The organism is Streptomyces sp. NPDC020965 (assembly GCF_044333555.1).
GTDB lineage: Bacteria > Actinomycetota > Actinomycetes > Streptomycetales > Streptomycetaceae > Streptomyces.
In genome coordinates, this window is the sequence record NZ_JBIRRE010000002.1 from 479796 (window position 1) to 499724 (window position 19929).

Genomic DNA, 19929 nt, shown 5'->3' on the forward strand with positions numbered 1-19929 from the left:
TGTCACATGGGAGACCTCTATGCCAGGCGCCATTTACGCCGAAGGTCTGGTCAAGACCTTCGGCGCCGTAAAGGCACTGGACGGCGTCGATCTCGACGTCCCCGAAGGCACCGTTCTGGGACTGCTCGGGCCGAACGGCGCCGGCAAGACCACCACCGTGCGCGTGCTGACCACGCTGCTCCAACCCGACAGCGGCAGGGCCGTCGTCGCCGGGGTCGACGTGCTCAAGCACCCCAATGAAGTCCGCCGCTCCATCGGCCTCTCCGGCCAGTTCGCGGCGGTGGACGAGTATCTGACCGGCCGCGAGAACCTCCATATGGTGGGCCAGCTCTACCAGATGAGCTCACGGGACGCGAAGGCCCGCGCGGCCCAGTTGCTGGAGCGGTTCAACCTCTCGGACGCCGCCGACCGGCCCGCCAAGACCTACTCCGGCGGTATGCGCCGCCGTCTCGACCTGGCGGCCGCGCTGGTCGTCTCCCCGCCCGTGATGTTCATGGACGAGCCGACGACGGGTCTTGACCCACGGAACAGGCAACAGCTCTGGGGGGTCATCCAGGAACTGGTGCGCAGCGGTACGACCCTGCTGCTGACCACGCAGTATCTGGAAGAGGCCGATCACCTGGCGGACACGATCTGCGTGGTCGACCACGGCAAGGTCATCGCCCGGGGCACCGCCGACCAGCTCAAGGCCCGCACGGGCGGCGAGCGCGTCGAGGTCGTGGTGCACGAGAAGGGGCAGATCGCCCCCGCCCGTGATGTGCTCGCCGGCTTCGGCAAGGGCGAGGTCACCGTCACCGAGCACACCCGCAAGCTGATCGTCCCCGTTCTCGGTGGCGCCAAGCTCCTCGCCGAGGTCATCCGCGAGCTGGACGTCCGGGGCGTGGAGATCGACGACATCGGTCTGCGCCGCCCCACCCTGGACGACGTCTTCATCTCCCTCACCGGCCATGCGGCCGAGGTGGAGCAGGAGGACCCCCAGGGCGTCGATGACCCCGCGGAGTCGGCGACGGCCGCCGACCAGACGGACGCCCACGGCGGCCGGAGCGGCAAGAACCCTAAGGAGAGCGGCAAGTGACCACCACAACCGAAGCCGTCAAGGTGCTGGCCCCCAGGCCGCGCGGCGGTGTCGTGCAGTCGGTCAAGGACTCGCTCGTCGTCGCCCGACGGAATCTCATCCGCATGACGCGGATTCCCGAGATGGTGCTGTTCGGGCTCATCCAGCCGGTGATGTTCGTCGTGCTGTTCAGCTATGTGTTCGGCGGTTCGATCAGCGTCCCGGGCGCGGGCCTCAGCGCTGCCGGCTACCGCGAGTTCCTGATGGCGGGCATCTTCGCCCAGACGGTCACCTTCGCCACGGCGGGTGCCGGCGCGGGCATCGCCGACGATATGCACAAGGGTCTGATCGACCGCTTCCGCTCACTGCCCATGGCGCGTGGCGCGGTCCTCACCGGCCGTACGCTCGCCGACCTCGTCCAGACCGCGCTCACGCTGTTCGTGCTCGCCGGCGTCGCCCTGCTGGTCGGCTGGCGGGTCCACGAGAACATGGCCAAGGTGCTGCTGGGCTTCCTGCTGCTGCTCCTGCTCGGCTACGCCTTCTCCTGGATCGGCGCCCTGATCGGCCTCACGGTCCGCACCCCGGAGGCGGCCACGTCGGGCGGTCTGATCTGGCTCTTCCCGCTGACGTTCATCTCGAACGCCTTCGTGCCCGCGGAGAACATGCCGTCGTTCCTCCAGACCATCGCCAACTGGAATCCGTTCAGTGCGACCGTCCAGGCGTGCCGCGAGCTCTTCGGCAATCTTCCGCCCAACTACCCGGTGGCGGACGCCTGGCCGATGCAGAACCCCGTCTGGGCCTCGCTGCTCTGGTCCGTGCTGATCATCGTGGTGTTCCGCACGCTGGCGGTGCGCAAGTACCGCTCCGCCGCGATCTGACCCGGTGTCTCCGGTCGCGATCCGACCCAGCGCCGCTGGTTCGGGCCCTGCCGGGCTCGCGGCGGCCCCTGGCACGGCACCCCCGCCACCCGGCCCGCTCCGCGCCCGCCCAGCCGCTCACCGCGGCGGGGCGGGCACGCTGGTTTCCAGGCCCCACCGGGGCGCGCCGGGCCGCGGTACGAGTACGGGCCCCGGGATTCGTCTCCCGGGGCCCGTCACGCGCCGTGCGCGTCGTGCGTCTCGTGCGGGGCTCAGCCCGTGTACGGCTTCGCCGCGAGGATCTTCACCGAGGCGGTCCGGCCGTTCGGCAGTTCGTAGTCCGCGTTGTCGCCGACCTTCTTGCCGTTGACGCCAGTGCCCAGGGGCGACTGGGGGGAGTAGGTCTCGATGTCCGAGCTCGCGTACTCGCGCGATGCCATCAGGAAGGTGAGCGTGTCGTCCTCGTCACCGTCGAAGGCGATCGTGACGACCATGCCGGGCTCCACGATGCCGTCGTCGGCCGGGGCCTCGCCGACCTTCGCGGTGTCCAGGAGTTGGGTCAACTGGCGGACCCGCAGCTCCTGCTTGCCCTGCTCCTCCTTGGCCGCGTGGTACCCGCCGTTCTCCCGCAGGTCCCCCTCCTCACGCGCCGCCTCGATCTTCTTGGCGATCTCGGTGCGCGCGGGACCAGACAGGTACTCCAGCTCGGCCCTGAGCTGGTTGTACGCCTCCTGGGTGAGCCAGGTGACGTTTTCGCTGGTCTGGGTCACAGGTGCTCCTCGTAGGTACTGGGAATACAAAGCATCGCCCTACCCAGAAGGATGTTCCTTCCTGGGTGGGCGAAACCACGAGCCTAACAATTTCGTGGCGGAAGGGGGAGAACAAAAGCCATCAGAATTACGTCATCCCAGGTCGAGCCCGAAACCTCGGCCCGGGTCCGATGATTCCCGGGGGCGGCGGGGCCGGCAGGGCCCAGCGGCTGGGCGCGCGGGCCCCGGCAGGGCCGGGCGGAGACGCCCTAGCGGGCCCCGGCAGGGCCGGGCGGAGACGCCCTAGCGGGCCCCGCACTGGACCAGCTCGGCGCTGGTCGCCCGTACGGTTGTCCGGATCTTGACCACCTGGTCGATCCTGGACACGCCCTTCTCGGCCACCGGGACGTCCAGCCGGCCGACCTCGGCGCCGTCCGCCGCGCGGGAGCGGACCGTACAGCTACCGGTGATCTCCGCGCCCTTGCGGATCTCCAGATGCACCTGCACCTCGGTGTCGGAGGCCACCGAGAACTTGATCACCTCGGCGCTGATCTTCTCGCCGCTGATGTAGTCGTAGCCGAACCAGCCGACCATCCCGAGGAAGCCCACGCCCAGCACCGCGCCCAGGATCTTCAGTCGACGGTCGCTGCCACGCTCCGCCGAGCGGCCGTAACGGCTCGCGGGAAGCTCCTCGCGCACGGCGGTCATGGTCATTCCTCCAGGACTGGGAGACGCCGGAATTTTCCGCCCCCCGATTCGGTCACTATAGAAGCCGCCCTCTGACCCCCGGGCGGCCACCCCGACCCCCCGGGGACCCCCGCCCCCGCGGGACGGCACTGACATTTCGCGACGAATCACTGAGGATCGAGTCTTGACTGAGCAGCTGCGACTGATGGCCGTTCACGCCCACCCCGACGACGAGTCGAGCAAGGGCGCGGCAACGATGGCCAAGTATGTGTCCGAGGGGGTGGACGTGCTGGTGGTGACCTGCACGGGCGGCGAGCGCGGTTCCATCCTCAATCCCAAGCTCCAGGGCGACGCCTACATCGAGGAGAACATCCACGAGGTCCGCCGCAAGGAGATGGAGGAGGCGCGCGAGATCCTCGGCGTCGAGCAGGAGTGGCTGGGTTTCGTCGACTCCGGGCTCCCCGAGGGCGACCCGCTGCCGCCGCTGCCCGAGGGCTGCTTCGCCCTGGAGGACGTGGAGAGCGCCGCCGGCCGGCTGGTGAGGTCGATCCGTTCGTTCCGTCCCCAGGTGATCACCACGTACGACGAGAACGGCGGCTACCCGCACCCCGACCACATCATGACCCACAAGATCTCGATGGTGGCCTTCGAGGGCGCGGCCGACGCCGAGCGCTTCCCCGAGGACGAGTTCGGTCCGGTCTGGCAGCCCCGGAAGCTCTACTACAACCAGGGCTTCAACCGTCCGCGCACGGTCGCGCTGCACGAGGCGCTGCTCGCGCGTGGCCTGGAGTCGCCGTACGGGGAGTGGCTGGAGCGCTGGAAGGAGTTCGAGCGCGCCGAACGCACGCTGACCACGTACGTTCCGTGCGGTGACTTCTTCGAGATCCGTGACAAGGCCCTGATCGCGCACGCCACGCAGATCGATCCTGACGGCGGCTGGTTCCATGTGCCGCTGGACCTCCAGCGGGAGATCTGGCCGACCGAGGAGTACGAGCTGGCGAAGTCTCTGGTCGATACCTCCCTCCCCGAGGACGACCTCTTCGCGGGCATCCGCGAGAATGCCTGATATGAGCGCAAGCGTAAACCTCGCAATGATGCACGCGGCCACCCTTGCCAAGGAGCTGGACAAGAACAAGGTCACCCCTGGTGTCCTGGGCTTTCTCGTGTTCGCGGCGCTGGCCCTGGGCGTCTGGTTCCTGATGAAGTCGATGAACCGGCACATGAACCGGGTCAGCTTCGAGGAAGCCCCGGAGACGGCGGCGGACGGGCCCCGGGGCCGGTCGGCCTCGAAGCCGACCGGCGCCGGCGCCTGACGGGTGCCCGACCCGCGGCCGATGAGCGTCAGCGGGAGTGGTCCGCCAGGGACAGCAGCAGATGGGCTGTCTCAGGGCGCAGATGGTCGGAGTGGGCGCCCTGGGGCCCCCGCCCGGCCACGAAGACCGCTCCCGCGTCGACGCTGACGAACCAGTGGTCGAGCGCTTCCTTCAGGTATGCCTCGGCGGGCGCCAGCATCCGGATCGCGGACACCGGCTCCGGGGTCCGGCGGATGCCCCGGTTGCCGACCCCGGCGCGCCCTCTCTCCGCGATTCGGTGCCAGATACCGGTCGCCCAGTCCCGGCGCGTGTGGGTGGCGACCACCGGGCCGCGCAGCGGCGCGTCCGCGAGCGCGGTGAAGGTGGTGTCGAAGGTGTCCCGGGGTGCGGCCATCTGTAGCAGCAGCATCGAGTCGACCGTGAAGGGCCGGTCGGCCGGGCCCGGTCTGCTCCAGCTCAGGGTGGCCCCCGGGCTGTCGCCCGCCGCCCACTGCACGGCCTCGCAGAGCACCCGGCAGCCGAAGGAGTGCCCCACCAGGTGGAGGTACTGCCCGTCCCGGTTGGCGAGGACGGGGGCGGCGGCGGGGTCGGCCCGGTGGGTGTCCAGATAGCCGAGGAGTTGGCCGATGACCCGGGCCGCGTGCCCCTCGCCCCGGGAGAGGGCGTGGGCGCGGTCCCGGATGCGGCGGTAGCCGTTGAGTAGATATCCGCTGCGGGACGGCCAGCGGACCAGGACCACCCAGGGCGCGAACCGGCCGGCGAGCGCCGGGTAGAGCGATCCGCGTGCCGCGCGCCCCTCCTCGGCCAGCGCGAGCAGCCGCGTCGCCGCGGCGGCCGCGTCGTCGGGTTTGGTCTGCCAGCCGTGCACATAGACGATGATGTCGCTGGCCCAGGCGGGCGGGGTGAGCACGGTGGCGAAGTGCTCGTCCAGCCGATCGGCCTGGACGAGGGCGCCGCCGTGGCCGTCGAGCAGCCGCCCGGTCTCGTCGAGGTCGACGGTACGGAGGGTGGGGAGGGTCATGAGGTCCTCTCTCGGGTCCGCCCGGCAGCCGGTGCCGATGCTCGTGCGCGGGCCCCCCGGCCGGGGGGTACCGGTGCCGGTGCCGTGAGCCTCCGTACAGCCATCGCCGCGACCACGGCACCCGCCGCCGACTGACCCGGTCCCGGCACTCCAGCCCCCGGCCCCGGTCCCGTACCCGCCGCTGCCGTCGACGGACCTGGTCTCGGCACTCCAGCCCCCGGCATTCCAGCCCCCGGCACTCCAGCCCCCGGTATTCCAGCCCCCGGCATTCCGGGCCCAGCCCCCGGTCCCGTAGGTCCCGTACTCATGACGCCCGCTCCAGCCGCTCGTCCATCCCGCCGTGCAGCCCGTAGGCGAATCCCAGCGGATTGCGGAAACTGTCCGCGAAGTGCCGGGCCAGTGCGTGGGCTATCTCGCCCGCCGTCTCCCGCCCGTCGAGATAGCGCGTCACGAACCCCAGCGCGTACTCGGCCGCGAAGATCTGGGGCATCTCGATCTGCGGTCCGATGATCCCCCGCGCACCCCGGTCCATCAGCGCCTGCCCCAGATAGGCGAGGTCCGCGCCGCTCGGCTGGGCCGCGAAGCAGGCGTTCAGCATCACCAGCGGCTGGAAGGGGTCGGCGGTGCCGGGGGTCGGACGGCGCCCCCGCAGGGTGTACGCGTCGATCTCCCGGCCGTCCGAGAGCCGCACCACCAGACAGGGCGACTGGCCGTCGTCCGTACGGAAGTTCCCGTGGCACCAGAAGTACATGAGCTGCTCGTCCAGCCGCCCCCGCTCCAGCGCGTCCAGCAACTCGGCGCGGGTCGTCCGCTCGGTGAGGACGGTGCCCTTGGCGAGCGCGTCGGCGACGTCATGGGCGCGGGTCCGGCCCTGCCGGTCGATGCCCGTGTCGTGGTTGAGCGAGACGACGGGCAGCTCGGGGGGCCGTCGCGGTGCGGGGCCCGGGAGCACCCCGTGATAGCCGCAGGTCTGCTCGATCTGGTGGCGGTAGCCGAGGAAGCGGGGGAAGAGACCATCGAGCCCCGAGGGCCCGGGCACCGCGCCGGCCGGCAGCGCGAGCATCGCCCACGGCACGTACAGCAGATCGGAGTCGAAGCGGATCCTCAGGGGCCGCTCACCCGCCAGCGCGTCCATCAGGAACGCCCGGAACAGCCCCACCGGGGTCTCCGGTTCCCCGGCCAGCAGCAGTTCGAAGAGTAAGTGGGAGCCCTGGGTGGCGAGTTCTTCGAGGGAGTCGTACAGCTCTCGCTCCGGTTCGTCCCGGAGGTCGATCAGACTCGCGTACGGGCGGATGCGGCCCGGCGGCTCGTACCCCTCCTCCAATGGCTGGAACTCGACGAACTCGCGCTTCCAGAGCCGTCGCAGCCGGGACGAGACGCCCTGGATCTCGGTGGGTCTGCGATCGAGGAGGACCCGGTGCTCGGAGCCGATCGCGGGCAGGGCGGTCCCGTACATCCGCGCCTGGACGCGGTCGTCCCCGTACCGGTCGAAGACCACCACGAGATCGGGGGCGACGGCACCGCGGCGCGGCAGGCGGGTGAAGCCGAGGCTCGGATCCTGGAGGATACGGGCGGGTAGTTCTCGGGGCACGTACTCACGCCTCCCGGGGCGCCGGCGGGAGCAGGGCGGCGGGCCGGACGTCCAGCTCCGTCTCCACCTGCTGGAGCACCGATCCGCTGTCCCGGTGCTCGATGGTGAACCGCACCCGCATCGGGCCCGTCCGGTGCGGGGTGAGCCGGAACTCACAGCCGTCGGACGCGGGCCGGACCGGCACCGAGTGGGCGGGTTCCACATCGGCGTTGGTCAGCGGTACGGCGTGCACCCGGAGCAGGGGGAGGTCGCCGGTGCCCGCCCAGGGGTGCCCGGGGCCCGGCTCGACGCGCAGCGCGATCCGGGCGGTGACGTCACAGAACACATCGTCGTCCAGGAGGGTGAGCCGGACGTGCGACTCGACGTCCGGGCGGGGCGGCGCCGGAGGGGTCGGGGCGGGGGGCTCCGGGAGCGGCTCGGGCACGGTGTAGCGGGCGGCGCGCGGCGGCAGGGCGACCCGGTGGCGGGCCGGCCGGCGACCGGAGTCCGCCGACAGGTCCGGCGCGAGCCCGGCGTCAGGCAGGCCGCGCGCCATGTATCCGAACAGCGGCGGGAGCTGTCCACCGTCCCCGGGCGGCGGCGGGTGTCCGATGCCCTCCAGGAGGCCCGGCGGGTGGAAACGGCACAGCTCCTTGAGCGCCCGCGCGCGGCCGGGCCCGTCACCGGCGAGGGTGGCGGCGACGAGATCGGTCCAGTACGTGCCGGCCTCGTCTCCCGCGAGGTCGAAGAAGCCCCGCGCGCTGCGGAGCCGGCCCTCGTCCGCCTCGCGCGCGCCCAGCTCCAGCAGGGTCCAGGCGAGCCCGTTCAGAGAGCCGTTGCGCCAGAAGACCTCCAGCGCCTCCCGCAGCGTCCCGCCGGCCACCGGCCGCAGCAGCGCGCGGTGGTGCAGCGCCCAGGCGAGGCCGAGGTCGTCCCGTACGGTGCGGAATAGGGTGACCGTCCGGTCCAGCTCCGCCGATGCCAGGTCGGGGGAGCCCTCGTCCGCCAGCGCCAGCGCCAGGTAGTAACCGGTCCACGCGCGGCCCCGGGGATCGTCCGTCGCCCGGTGCCCGTCCACCGCCCGCCGCAGCGCCGGTACGGTACGGGACCGGTCGCCCCGCAGCAGCAGCACCCGGGCCAGCGCGGTGTCGGCCCACGCAACCCCGCGCCGCTCGTCCAGCCGGTGGAAGAGCCCCCGGGCGAAGCGGAGCCGCTCGGCGGCGCCGTCGGCGTCGCCGATGAGCAGCCGCAGCCGTCCGTAGTGATAGGCGGCCCATGCTTCGCCGTGCTCGCTCCCGGCGACCTGATGCGTCTCCACGGCCCGGCGCAACAGGGCGGCGGCCCCGGCCGGCGCGCCCCGGTCGCAGTCGAGTGCGGCCCGGAGATGGAGCTGCCAGCCGGGCGCCACGTCCTTCGGGGCGCCGTCGAGCCGCGCGGTCGCCTGGTCCAGCAGGCCCGAGTGGCGCAGATTCTCGACCAGCTCCAGGCGGGCGTCCTCGTGGTCGCCGTGGCTCCGGAGCAGTCGGGTGGCGAGGGTGATGTCACCGGTCTGCCGGGCGACGGCGGCCAGCGGCAGATCGAACGACGGGTGCCGGAGGGTGCTGCTCCGCAGCATCAGTAGCGTGCTGAGGTCATTGCGCCGACCCAGGTCGCGGGCGAGCCGGGGGGCGCAGTCGCGGGCCAGCGGGTCGGCGGAGTGCAGGGTGCGCGCGGCGAGCAGGACGAGGGACTCGATGTCGGACCAGGCGGGCGTACGGGTCCGGGCCAGCGCGCCCGCGATGGCGCCCTCCACCAACTCCCTGCTGCGCAGGCGCTCTCCCGGGGTGCGCCGGGGGGTCACCAGCTCCCGCAGGGCGAGCGGCAGCCGCCAGTGGCCGGGGCGGGGGCGTTGCAGCAGTCCCCGGTACGACAGCTCACGGAACGGCCCGGTGCCGCCGAGGACGTCCGTCATGGCGTCGGGCAGGTCCTCCATCTCCAACTGGGCGAGGAGCGTGAGCAGGGCGTCCGCCCGGGGGGTCAGGGCGCGCCGGGAGAGCGCGAACAGATCGTCGGGCGTCCTCGGCACCGGACGCCCGCCTCCCGCGCCGTACAGCGCCACGTCCAGTGCCTGGGCGACCGCCGAGTCGGCCACTCCCGCCCGTACCTCCCGCAGCAGGCTCTCGGCGAGCCGCAGGAAGAGGGGGAAGCCGTGTGAGGCACGAACGAGGGGATGGCGCTCCGTGGTGGGAAGGCCGAGGAACTCCGCGCCCTGTTCCTCGGTGAGCGGTGGCACGGCGTGCGAGGGCAGCGAGCGTACGGAGTCGGCGTGGCTCTCGCCGGAGGTGGCGACGATCAGGCCGGCCGTCCCCCGGACGGCGTCGGTGAGGCTGGTCAGCAGACCCGCGCCGGGCCGTCCGGCCGGGACGCCGTCCGCGACGACGACGGCCGGTCGTCGGCGCAGCTCGCGGCGGATCACCTCGACCAGCTCGCCCGGGGTGGCGTCCGGGAAGTCGGGCAGTGAGGCGCGCAGCTCGCTGGGGGGCACACCGAGGCGGCCGAGCAGCTTCAGCAGCGGCACCTCGGGCCGGTGCGCGCTCTCGGACACGGGCAGCCAGTGCACGGGGGTGTCCGTGTGGGCGGGGTGTGCGGGGCGCTCGGGGTCGTCAGGGCGGTCGGAATGCTCAGGGCGGTCGGAATCCTCAGGGCGGTCGGGGCGGTCGGGAATGCCCATGTCGCCTGAGCTGCTCGTGCCGCTGGAGCCGCTGGAGCCGCTGGAGCCGCCTGCGTCGCCCGAGCCCCCTGTGGCGCCGGAGTCGCCGACGAGCAGGGTGAGCCGGCGCGCGATCTCGGACTTGCCGATGCCGGCGGGGCCGTGCAGCTCCAGGACGCGCGCGGTCGTCAGCTCACGGAGAAGGCGGCCGATCAGCTCCTGGCGCCCGACGAAGGGACGTCCGTCGTGGGGCGGGGTCTCCTGGGGTGGCTGGGACTCCGGGGGCGTGTACGAGCCGGAGCGTGCCTTCCGGAGCCGCCGAGCGGCAACCCTGCGCCGGTCCTCCACGCGCCACCTCCCCCGATCGGCCGCGAACCACCAGTATCCAGCGGTCAGTTCGCCACCACCACAGGAACGCCCATCACTTCCCGGGCATGTCGATTGGGCACCATACCCAGATTCCACGCCTGCCAGCCGTCCTCCAGCCGCACACCGCGCTCCAGCATCACCGCCAGCGCCGCCACGCACTCCTCCAGTTTGCCGTCCCGGGTGTCGTGCCCCGCGCTCCGCAACTCGGCCAGTTCCTGCTGGGCGACGACCGTCCCGACCTCCGTACCGCCGGGGGAGGCGTACGGGAGCAGGGTGCAGCGCAGGAAACGGGCCCAGTCGCCGCCACGGTCGTCGTGGTACGAGGCGAACAGCTCCACCGCCTCGTCACAGAGTGCCAGAGCCTGCCCGGCCCGGCTGTTGCCCGCGTCGATCAGGGCGAGTTCCAGACAGGTCCACGCCTCGCCGTGCGCGACCCCGATACGGCGGAAGTCGGCGCGGGCGTCCACCAGGAGTTGGCGGGCGAAGCCGGAGTTGCGGAGATTGCCGGTCTGCGCGGCGCGCTGGTCCCGGGTGACCCGGCCGGAGTGGTGGCGGGCGCCGGCCAGCCCGTACACGTCCCGCATCCGGGAGAACATCGTCCGGGCCCGCTCCAGCTCCCGTACCGCCTGATCGCGGTCGCCGCGCTCCTCCAGCGCCTGCCCCAGGTAGTACAGGGTCCATGCCTCGCCGCGCGCGTCCTCGTTGTCGCGGTGCCGGGCGAGCGCCTGCGTGAGCTGGTCCGTCGCCGGGACCGGATCGCCGTCGACCAGCCGGGCCCGCCCCAGTTGGGTCAGCGCCCATGCCTCGCCCCGGCCGTCCCGGGTCCGTCCGTACAGCTCCAGCGCCGCGCGCAATGCGGACTCGGCCCGTGGCACGTCGCCCATCCGCAGACACACCTGGCCGAGCTGGAAATGGGTCCACGCCTCGCCGTGCAGCGACTCGCCCTCGCGGTGCAGGGCCAGCGCGGTCGTCAGGAGGGCGACGGCCTCGCCGAGATGGGCCTGATCACGGCGGACGGCGGCCAGCGCGTGCAGCGACCACGCCCGGTCCTCGGCCTGCTCGTCGGAGGACTGGAGCGCGACGGCCTCCCGGAGCTTCGCGGCCGCCTCGGTGAGATTGCCCTGATGGTGCAGGGTGATCCCGAGCGAGCAGAGGGCGAGTGCGGCGCCCGCGTCGTTCTGTGCCTCGCGGTAGAGGCCGACGACGGACGACAGGGTGGTACGGGCCTTGTCCAGCTCGCCGAGCTGACGGGCCGCGATACCGGTCCGCCACCGGACGGAACGCTCCAACAGCCCCTGGTCGACGGCCTGCGACAACTCGCTGATCTCCCCCAGGCGGTAGAGGTCACCGCGGAGGAGGCAGTAGTCGGCGAGGGCGCCGAGGAGATTGAGTACGGTCTGCTGGTTGACGCCCTCCGCGTGCCGTAGCGCGGAGGTGATGAAACTCGACTCGTCGTCCAGCCAGCGCAGCGCGGAATCGAGCGAGGAGAACCCGTGCGCACCGAACTGGCCGGCGCGGGTCGACATCTTGCCGTCGACCATCCGGATCACCGCGCCGGCGAGATCCGCGTGGTTCTGGATCAGCCGCTCCTGCGCGGCGGCGCGCTCGGTGTCCTCCTCCTCGTCCAGCAGCCGGGCCCGCGCGAACGTCCGGACCGCGTCGTGCAGCCGGTAGCGGCTGCCGCGCACCCGGTCGATCAGACCGGCGTCGGAGAGCGCGGTCAACAGCCGCTGTGACTCCTCCTCGTCGGTGGCGAGCAGCGCGGCGGCGGCCGCCGCGCCCAGCGAGGCCCGCCCGGCGAGCGCGAGCCGCCGCAGCAGCCTGCGGGCCTGCTCGGGCTGGTCGGTGTAGCGCAGCAGGAGGGCGCGCTCGATCGGGTCGGCGGAGCCGTACGCCGCCAGATCGGTGGCCAGTTGCTGTGCGGTACGCGGCCCGAGGGCGGAACCCGCGATCCGGAGCGCCAGCGGCAGCCCCGCGCACAGCTCCCGTACCCGGTCCGCGGCCTGTGCGTCGTACGGGCCGGCCGACGGTTCGGCGGCGGACTCCCGCAGCAGTTCGTCGGACGCGGCCTCGTCCAGGGCCTCGACCGGGAGGTGGTGCACCCAGGCCGGCACGTCGTCCGGCAGCTCCAACCGGGTCTGGGCGGTGACCAGCACCAGACTGTCGGAGCGCTCCGGTATCAGGGTGCGCACCTGCGCGGCGTCGGCCGCGTCGTCGAGCACCACGGTCACCGGCAGCCCCGTCACATGCTGGTGGTACAGCTCGCCGAGCCGCCGTACCTGCTGTTCGGCGGAGGACCGCTCCCGGAACAACAACTGTTCGCGGGGCGCGCCCAGTCGGTTCAGGAGATGGAGCAGGGCGTCCCGGGTGGAGAGGGGGTGGCCGCTGTCGCCGCGCAGATCGACGACACACGCACCCCGGAACTGGTCCTTCAGGTGGTGCGACGCGCGCACCGCCAGTGTGCTGCGGCCCGAACCCCGTGCCCCGTACAGCACGACGACCGTCGGTTTGGTCTCGGTGGACGCGCGGGCGGCGTGCACCCACTGCGCGATCCGCGTCATCGCGTCCCGCCGTCCGGCGAACGGCCCGCGCGGCTCCGGAAGATGACCGAAGGACTGCTCCAGCACGGAGCGCCGCCGGGCGAGGGCGCTACGGTCGCCGCCGCGCAGCCGGGGAGCGGTCTGCTGGGCGGTACGGGTGGCGGAGGCCAGCATCCGCTGCTGATCCAGGAACGGGCGGATGCCCCGTACCTCCAGCGCGGTCAGCCACTGCAACCGCAACTGCTCGGAGCCGCCCGGCTGACCGAGCGCCCCGGCGCGGCGGTGTGCGGCGGGCCAGTGGGATGCGGTCGCCCTGACGACGGTGGTGGCCGCTCCTGCGACGGCGACGACGGCCCCGGCTCCGAGCGCAGTCCCGGTGCTCGTGCCGAGCGCGAGATCGGCGCCGACGGCCGCGGCCGACGCGACGGCGGTGACGAGGGCGGGCGCCGCCAGATTCGCCCGGCTGAGGCGGGTGGACAGCGACTGCCGGCTGGCCTCGGACTCGGTCAGCGCCTGGTCGTACGCGCGGTACTCGTCGGCGGCACTCGCCACCAGCGAGTCCAACGCGGCCCGGCCGCGCGCCAGCAGTACGTGCGCGTCCCCTTGCCCGCGCCGCCCCTCCTCCTCCATGGCGCGCACCAACAGCCGCTCGGCTTCGGTCCGGTGGCTGTCGCGCATCTGGGTCCCCCTCAACGTCCGGTTCCGCACTCCGGGTGCAAGTGTCGTCGGTGGGGGGCGTAGATGCGAGGTGCGAGGGACCCCGGGGTTCCTGTCGGGCCCTGCCAGGCGGCTGCTGCCGGCCCGATCTGCCGGAGAGGCGCCGCGCCGTCACCTCAGTGCCCCGCCTCACCGTCGGGTCGCAGCGCGTCGAGGATGAGGGTGAGGCCGAAGGTGAACTCGTCGGCGTAGTCATAGCCGGGCTTGAGGGCGTGCTCGGTGGCCAGTTCGGCGAGGTGCGGGTAGGCGTCGGCGGGCATCTCCCGCAGAATGGCGCCCGCGACCTCGTCCAACTCGGCCGGGCCGCTGAACGGCAGGCTCACTTCCTGGATCACGAAGCCGTACAGATAGCTGTCGATCAGCGAGAAGGCGTGCGCGGTCATCGCGACGGAGAACCCTCCGGCGCGCAGGGCCCCGATGACGGCGTCGTGGTGGCGCAGGGTCGCGGGGCCGGGCCGGGTACGGGAGTCCATCAGGCCGACGGCCCAGGCATGGCGCCGGAGCACGGCGCGGGCGGAGAGCGTCCGGTGGCGCAGGGCGCCCTTCCAGTCCATGTCGCGCGGTGGCAGGTCGATCTCGCCGAACACCGCGTCCACCATGCCGTCGAGGACGTCCTCCCGGCCCGCGACGTGGTGGTAGAGCGACATCGCCTCGACGCCCAGCGGTTCGGCGATGGCCCGCATGGTGAGCGCGGCCGAGCCCTTCTCGTCCGCGACGGCCATCGCCGCGCGGATCACCCGCTCACGACTGAGCGGCTGCCGCGCCGCGGCCCCGCGCCGGCCCTTGCCTCCCTCGGGCATCCGCCGCTCCCCTCCACCCTCATTGACGCCTTCATTGACTGCCTTACGGCATAAGGTTACCTTGCCTTACAGCATAAGGTCGGCATTCCGGCGAAGGGACTGTGCCATGGGCGGGGATCGCGTGAAGAAGGTCTGCATCGTCGGAGCCTCGGGGAAGCTCGGGCAGTACATGGTCCGGCAGGCGCTGGAACGGGGCTACGACGTGGTCGGCGTCTGTCGGGAGCGCAGTGTGCCGAAACTGGCCGCGTTCGACGGCCTGATGACGATCGTCCCGGGGGACACCAACGACCCGGAGGTGATCCGGCGGGCGGTGGACGGGTGCGACGGGGTGCTCACGGTGCTGGTGCCCTGGGGCGTACGGCAGTACGCCTCGGGCACGGCGCAGGCGGTCCTCGACCACGCCGGGCCGGACGCGCGCCTGATCTTCTCCTGCGGCTGGCACATCACCCGCGACGGCAAGGACCGCTACTCACGGATGTTCACCCTGGGCCTCCGGATCGCCACGCTGCTGGCCCGACTCGTCCGCGCCGCCGAGATCGACGACCAGGTGGAGGCGTGCCGCCGGGTGTTCGCCAGCGATACCCGGTGGACCGTGGTGCGCGGCAGCACCCTGAAGGAGGGCCCCGGCCAGGGCCTGCCCGTCTGGAGTCCGCACGTGGGCGATCCGGTACTGGCCAGCGACCTGACGCACCGGGTGGACTTCGCCCTCTTCATGGTGGCGGCCCTCGCCGACGACACCCTCATCCAGGAGGCCCCGGCGATCGTGGGCCGCGGCACCCGGAGCGCGCTCGCGCACGTGGGTGGCGCTTAGGGCCGCACGGCGGAGGCGATCAGCGTCCCGATATGCCCGATGTCCAGACCGACACCAGGGGCACCGAGAAGTTCGACCCCCGGCCCGTGGTCCTCGTACTGGGTCCAGCGGAACACGGGCTCGGCGTCCGTCACGTCGTTGCGGGGGCTCCGGGCGCAGGCGTCCCAGAGATCCCGCTCGGCCGCGATGCCGTGAGGTACGGGCAATGCACACCCTTCGTCGTGCTGGGCCGGTACTTCCACGGCTGCTACGCGGTCGGCGACGACATGTTGTGGGGCGTCAACCGCCGCAGGACCAGAGGAGAACGACTCAGGAGGCGGACGGCTCGATCTCCCCCGCGAAGACGATGACCTGGTCGATGAGGCTCCGCCGCAGATGGACGACGTCCGTTCCCGCCAGGCGGGGGCCTCCATCCGGCGTCGTGAAGACCCACTGGTACCGGGCCCACTCGTCCGGCATGTCCACCGCGGAACAGCGCACCATCGTGCCGGTCCCCGCGGGGTGGCGCCGGATGTCCAGCACGAACCGCTCGACCGCATCGATCCCCTCACTGCGGCCCAACGGTCCCCAGAAGACCACGTCCGAGGTGAGGGCCTGGGAGAGCAGCGCAGTCACATAGCTGTCGTCCGAGGCGTTGAACGCGGAGATGAACGTGTCGATCGCAGATCGCGCGGTCTCTTCCTGCATGCACCAGTAATACCAGTCGCCTCGCGGACCGCGCTCGTCCCGTGAGCCGTCTCCCGACCACGGTGAACCATCCCGGTCACAGCACTAGATGCTGTGGGTAGGGTCCCGACACGTATTCGGTCAAGCGCGCCAATGCCCGTCTCCGCATCCGTGAACTGACCGTCGATGACGTGGACGGAGTCCTCGCCGTCCACGGCAGCCCGGAGGCGACCGAGCATCTGAGTTTCACTCCCCGCGCGCGTGAACAGGTCGGTGGCATCGTCCAGCGGTCCATGACCTCGGCCACCGTGGACCCCCGATAGGAATACGCGCTCGCCGTCGTTGAGTGCGACGGCGGCGAGCTGCTCGGATTCGCACGGTTGGCCCTCGATCCGCATCAGCAGCGCGCGGCGACGATGGGTTTCGCGCTGCGCCCCAGCGCCTGGGGTGTGGGGTACGGCCGGGAGACCGTGCAGTTGGTTCTGGCTCTCGTCTTCGAGGCGATCACGGATTCCCGGAAGGGACAGGCCGGAGCGCTCGCCCCTGAGCGCCCCTGCTAGCGGCCCCACTCGCCGGTACTCCCGCCGGCGATCTCGTCGAGGCTCATGCGGCCAGCCAGGACAGCACGGCGTCGCCGTTGTCGAGGTGAGCCTCGGCGGCGTACTGGATCATGAGGTTGCGCCAGTTGGGCTCGCGGCCATGGGCGTGCGTGAATGTCGTACGTGGCTGGAAGGCCGCGATCCGTACGTCGCTGGCCATGGCCGCACCGACGAGCAGGGCGGTTCCCGGCGGTGTCTCCGGGCCGGAGACATCGGCGATCAGGCGGGCGGCCGAGCACACTGCGGTCAGGTCGGCCAGGGCCCCTGCCACTGGATCCGACGCCGTGAAGCGCTGGGGCACCCGCACGGTGTGGCCGGCTTCGACGCAGGCTTCGGCCAGGTGGTCCCGGCCCCATGCCGTGTAGGGCGAAGCCTCGACATAGACGGGTGCGCCGACATCCGGAGCCGTCCCCACCAGGCGTGGACCGTGATCCGGGAGGTCGAGTAATGCGTCGACGGCCGCGTCGAGTGCCGTGTTCGTCTGGGCCACGTTGCGCGCCTGGAAGTCCGTGAAGCGGGAAGGGTGCGAAGTCGGTGGTCCGAGGTTGGTGACGCGCACGATGCGCGTGGCTACGGCCTGGAGCAGGGGATCCGGGAATGCGAGATGAGGGCCGGCCTCGGTCAGCGAGTAGGTCTGGAAGTCGGTGGTGAGCACGGTGACCGGTATGCCGGCAGCGGCGGCGTATCCGATCTCCAAGCAGACCCCGTCGTCGAGGCTCGGGCCGTGCAGGACGGCGACCATGGCATCCATGTAGCCGAGACGTTCGCGGTCCATCTCGAACAGTCGACGCCCCTTGACCTCGGCGACCAGGTTCTCCTCGTCGCTGTCGCAGAACGGCAGGAACACGCGATCGGCACCGACTCGCGCGGCGACTCGTTCGGCGAGATCGGCGGCGAGAGCACGGTCGTGCGAGGCGAAGAGCCGGTGGGCTACGTAGACGAACACTGGGAGAGGCCCCCAAATCGGTGGGTCAGGAAAGCCGGGGTGTGGGGATCGGAAGGGATGGGCCGCGATGTACCCGGCAGAGCCGGCCTGTTGTCGACGCCGGTGAACGACAGGCCAGGAAGGGCCCGGCCAGAGTGTCTCCATGTTCGTGTGCCACGGCCCCTGACGGAAGGGCGAGGCCCACGAACACGGAGGCGCTCGGGCTCCCGACGACCATCCCGTCCACGATCTCCATGCCGGCACACTGTTCCTCGGACCAGGAGTCGTACTGCTCCGCGCTGATCTGGGTGTGCATCCACGCGGGCGCCACCATCTCGGCGAGCCCGCCCCGGAGCGCCCGGCCCGTGCCGCGGAAGCGCCCCATCGCCCCCGTACGCGAGGATGGACCCATGTCGAACCGCCTCGCACATGAAACCTCCCCGTACCTCCTCCAGCACGCCGACAACCCCGTCGACTGGTGGCCCTGGTCCCCCGAGGCGTTCGAGGCCGCGCGGGAGCGGGGGGTGCCGGTGTTGCTCAGCGTCGGGTACTCCTCCTGTCACTGGTGTCATGTCATGGCACACGAGTCCTTCGAGGACGACGACACCGCCGCCTATCTCAATGAACACTTCGTCGCGGTCAAGGTCGACCGCGAGGAGCGGCCGGATGTCGATGCCGTGTACATGGAGGCGGTGCAGGCCGCGACCGGGCACGGGGGGTGGCCCATGACCGTGTTCCTGACCGCCGATGCCGAGCCGTTCTACTTCGGGACGTACTTCCCGCCGGAGCCGCGGCACGGGATCGCCTCCTTCCGGCAGGTGCTCGAAGGGGTGGCCGCCGCCTGGAGTGATCGGCGGGAGGAGGTCGCCGAGGTGGCCGGGAAGATCACTCGGGATCTCGGGGCGCGGTCGCTCGCGGTCGCCGGGGACGGGCCGCCCGGTGGGGAGGAGCTGGCGCAGGCGCTGCTCGCGCTCGCCAGGGAGTACGACGAGGGGCACGGCGGGTTCGGGGGCGCGCCGAAGTTTCCGCCGTCGATGGTGCTGGAGTTCCTGCTGCGGCACCATGCGCGGACCGGGAGCGAGGGTGCGCTCCAGATGGTGACCGACACCTGTGAGGCGATGGCCCGGGGCGGTCTCTACGACCAGCTCGGCGGCGGGTTCGCGCGGTACTCCGTCGACCGGGAGTGGGTGGTTCCCCACTTCGAGAAGATGCTTTACGACAACGCGCTGCTGTGCCGGGTGTACGCGCATCTGTGGCGGGTCACGGGATCCGGTCTCGCCCGGCGGGTCGCCCTGGAGACCGCCGACTTCATGGTGCGGGAGCTGCGCACCGCCGAGGGCGGGTTCGCGTCCGCCCTCGACGCCGACAGTGTGGACGCCTCGGGACGGACCACGGAGGGGGCGTTCTACGTGTGGACGCCGGAGCAGCTCCGCGAGGTCCTCGGGGACGCGGACGGTCGGCGGGCCGCCGAGGTGTACGGGGTGACGGAGAGCGGCACCTTCGAGGAGGGGTCCTCCGTGCTGCGGCTGCCGGGCGACGAGGCGGACGGGGAGCTGCGGCGGCGGCTGTTCGAGGCCCGGGAGGGACGGGTGCGGCCGGAGCGGGACGACAAAATCGTCGCGGCCTGGAACGGGCTCGCGGTCGCCGCGCTCGCCGAGGTCGGGGCCTACTTCGACCGGCCCGATCTGATCGAGCGCGCCACCGAGGCCGCCGATCTGCTGGTGCGGCTCCACCTGGACGACTCGGCCCGGCTCGCCCGTACCTCCAGGGATGGCACGGTCGGGCCCAACGCCGGTGTGCTGGAGGACTACGCGGATGTCGCTGAGGGCTTCCTCGCGCTCGCGGGCGTCACCGGGGAGGGCGTCTGGCTGGAGTTCGCCGGGTTCCTGCTCGATCTCGTCATCGACCGGTTCACCGGTGAGAACGGGACGCTGTACGACACCGCCCACGACGCCGAACGGCTGATCCGCCGCCCCCAGGACCCCACGGACAACGCGACCCCCTCCGGTTGGACCGCCGCCGCCGGCGCACTGCTCTCGTACGCGGCGCACACCGGTTCGGAGGCGCATCGCACCGCCGCCGAGGGCGCGCTCGGTGTGGTGAAGGCGCTCGGGCCGAAGGCGCCGAGGTTCATCGGGTGGGGGCTCGCCGTCGCCGAGGCGCTGGCCGACGGGCCCCGGGAGGTCGCCGTAGTGGGGGCCGAGGGGGACGCGGGGGCCCGCGCCCTGCACCGTACGGCCCTGCTCGCCCCGGCCCCGGGTGCGGTCGTCGCGTTCGGCGCGCCGGGTGGTGACGAGTTCCCGCTGCTGCGGGACCGGGGGTTGGTGGACGGCGGCGCGGCGGCCTATGTCTGCCGGGGGTTCGTCTGCCGGCTGCCGGTCACCGCTCCGGACCGGCTCCGGGCGGAGCTGGATCCGGCCGGCGAGTAGCGCTCCGGGTCGGCTCCGGAAGGGGCTGGATCAAGCCGGGGAGCAGCGGCGATCGAGGGGAGCGTGTGGCGCGGATCACGTCTGTGCCACCGATGAATCCGGGCCGGTCCGGGCGTCCTCATCCCTGACACGG

General features: G+C 72.0%; 17 protein-coding genes and 2 pseudogenes. 8 read left to right on the forward strand and 11 right to left on the reverse strand.

The window, feature by feature from the left end:
* Positions 1 to 19 precede the first annotated feature (19 nt).
* Together ACH4S7_RS09045 and ACH4S7_RS09050 are read left to right on the forward strand one after the other, a co-directional pair.
* Complete coding sequence (locus ACH4S7_RS09045; RefSeq protein WP_398520433.1) at positions 20 to 1075, forward strand: ATP-binding cassette domain-containing protein; 1056 nt, start codon at positions 20 to 22, stop codon at positions 1073 to 1075.
* Positions 1072 to 1932 carry an ABC transporter permease gene (locus ACH4S7_RS09050; protein WP_398520434.1) on the forward strand — a complete coding sequence of 287 codons (861 nt, stop codon included), beginning with the start codon at positions 1072 to 1074 and terminating at the stop codon, positions 1930 to 1932. The genes ACH4S7_RS09045 and ACH4S7_RS09050 overlap by 4 nt, the downstream gene beginning before the upstream one ends.
* Positions 1933 to 2183: 251 nt before the next feature.
* Here ACH4S7_RS09050 and greA read toward each other — a convergent pair whose 3' ends face one another.
* Positions 2184 to 2681: a transcription elongation factor GreA gene (gene greA, locus ACH4S7_RS09055; protein WP_398520435.1), complete on the reverse strand. Its 498-nt coding sequence runs from the start codon at positions 2679 to 2681 to the stop codon at positions 2184 to 2186.
* 282 nt (positions 2682 to 2963) lie between these two features.
* On the reverse strand, positions 2964 to 3368 hold the full coding sequence (locus ACH4S7_RS09060) for a DUF4307 domain-containing protein (RefSeq protein WP_398520436.1): 405 nt from the start codon (positions 3366 to 3368) through the stop codon (positions 2964 to 2966).
* Positions 3369 to 3531: 163 nt separating this feature from the next.
* On the opposite strand from ACH4S7_RS09060, the gene mca reads away from it, so the two are divergent.
* Both mca and ACH4S7_RS09070 read left to right on the forward strand, forming a co-directional pair.
* The gene (gene mca / locus ACH4S7_RS09065; protein WP_398520437.1) at positions 3532 to 4413 is read left to right on the forward strand and encodes a mycothiol conjugate amidase Mca; all 882 of its coding nucleotides are present in this window, start codon (positions 3532 to 3534) and stop codon (positions 4411 to 4413) included.
* Positions 4406 to 4660 carry a hypothetical protein gene (locus ACH4S7_RS09070; RefSeq protein ID WP_398520438.1) on the forward strand — a complete coding sequence of 85 codons (255 nt, stop codon included), beginning with the start codon at positions 4406 to 4408 and terminating at the stop codon, positions 4658 to 4660. The genes mca and ACH4S7_RS09070 overlap by 8 nt, the downstream gene beginning before the upstream one ends.
* 28 nt (positions 4661 to 4688) lie before the next feature.
* On the opposite strand, the gene ACH4S7_RS09075 is transcribed toward ACH4S7_RS09070, so the two are convergent.
* The 5 genes from ACH4S7_RS09075 to ACH4S7_RS09095 all read right to left on the reverse strand — a co-directional run bounded on the left by ACH4S7_RS09075 (position 4689) and on the right by ACH4S7_RS09095 (position 14366).
* On the reverse strand, positions 4689 to 5681 hold the full coding sequence (locus ACH4S7_RS09075; RefSeq protein WP_398520439.1) for a hypothetical protein: 993 nt from the start codon (positions 5679 to 5681) through the stop codon (positions 4689 to 4691).
* A 304-nt stretch (positions 5682 to 5985) separates the two neighbouring features.
* Positions 5986 to 7272, reverse strand: coding sequence for a CHAT domain-containing protein (locus tag ACH4S7_RS09080; protein ID WP_398520440.1), 1287 nt, complete (start codon positions 7270 to 7272; stop codon positions 5986 to 5988).
* Between the two features lie 4 nt (positions 7273 to 7276).
* The gene (locus tag ACH4S7_RS09085) at positions 7277 to 10288 is read right to left on the reverse strand and encodes a hypothetical protein (protein WP_398520441.1); all 3012 of its coding nucleotides are present in this window, start codon (positions 10286 to 10288) and stop codon (positions 7277 to 7279) included.
* 44 nt (positions 10289 to 10332) lie between these two features.
* A complete protein-coding gene (locus tag ACH4S7_RS09090; protein ID WP_398520442.1) occupies positions 10333 to 13527 on the reverse strand; it encodes a tetratricopeptide repeat protein in 3195 nt (1064 codons plus the stop codon).
* A 155-nt stretch (positions 13528 to 13682) separates the two neighbouring features.
* Positions 13683 to 14366: a TetR/AcrR family transcriptional regulator gene (locus tag ACH4S7_RS09095; RefSeq protein WP_398520443.1), complete on the reverse strand. Its 684-nt coding sequence runs from the start codon at positions 14364 to 14366 to the stop codon at positions 13683 to 13685.
* 106 nt (positions 14367 to 14472) lie between these two features.
* Here ACH4S7_RS09095 and ACH4S7_RS09100 point away from each other — a divergent pair, with 106 nt between their 5' ends.
* On the forward strand, positions 14473 to 15177 hold the full coding sequence (locus ACH4S7_RS09100) for an NAD(P)-dependent oxidoreductase (protein WP_398520444.1): 705 nt from the start codon (positions 14473 to 14475) through the stop codon (positions 15175 to 15177).
* Here the strand turns inward: ACH4S7_RS09100 and ACH4S7_RS09105 are convergent.
* Together ACH4S7_RS09105 and ACH4S7_RS09110 are read right to left on the reverse strand one after the other, a co-directional pair.
* A complete protein-coding gene (locus ACH4S7_RS09105; RefSeq protein ID WP_398520445.1) occupies positions 15174 to 15383 on the reverse strand; it encodes a hypothetical protein in 210 nt (69 codons plus the stop codon). The genes ACH4S7_RS09100 and ACH4S7_RS09105 overlap by 4 nt on opposite strands.
* A gap of 103 nt (positions 15384 to 15486) precedes the next feature.
* Positions 15487 to 15864, reverse strand: coding sequence for a nuclear transport factor 2 family protein (locus ACH4S7_RS09110; protein ID WP_397728557.1), 378 nt, complete (start codon positions 15862 to 15864; stop codon positions 15487 to 15489).
* A gap of 170 nt (positions 15865 to 16034) precedes the next feature.
* Here ACH4S7_RS09110 and ACH4S7_RS09115 point away from each other — a divergent pair, with 170 nt between their 5' ends.
* Together ACH4S7_RS09115 and ACH4S7_RS09120 are read left to right on the forward strand one after the other, a co-directional pair.
* The gene (locus ACH4S7_RS09115) at positions 16035 to 16166 is read left to right on the forward strand and encodes a hypothetical protein (protein WP_398520446.1); all 132 of its coding nucleotides are present in this window, start codon (positions 16035 to 16037) and stop codon (positions 16164 to 16166) included.
* 15 nt (positions 16167 to 16181) lie between these two features.
* Positions 16182 to 16403 (forward strand): annotated as a pseudogene (locus ACH4S7_RS09120) (GNAT family N-acetyltransferase); the annotation flags it as partial.
* 43 nt (positions 16404 to 16446) lie between these two features.
* On the opposite strand, the gene ACH4S7_RS09125 reads toward ACH4S7_RS09120, so the two are convergent.
* Together ACH4S7_RS09125 and ACH4S7_RS09130 are read right to left on the reverse strand one after the other, a co-directional pair.
* Positions 16447 to 17388: a nucleoside 2-deoxyribosyltransferase gene (locus ACH4S7_RS09125; RefSeq protein WP_398520447.1), complete on the reverse strand. Its 942-nt coding sequence runs from the start codon at positions 17386 to 17388 to the stop codon at positions 16447 to 16449.
* Positions 17389 to 17578: 190 nt separating this feature from the next.
* A pseudogene (locus ACH4S7_RS09130) lies at positions 17579 to 17701 on the reverse strand (Uma2 family endonuclease); the annotation flags it as partial.
* Between the two features lie 76 nt (positions 17702 to 17777).
* Between ACH4S7_RS09130 and ACH4S7_RS09135 the strand changes: the two are divergent.
* Positions 17778 to 19796, forward strand: coding sequence for a thioredoxin domain-containing protein (locus tag ACH4S7_RS09135; protein WP_398520448.1), 2019 nt, complete (start codon positions 17778 to 17780; stop codon positions 19794 to 19796).
* The last annotated feature ends 133 nt before the right edge of the window (positions 19797 to 19929 follow it).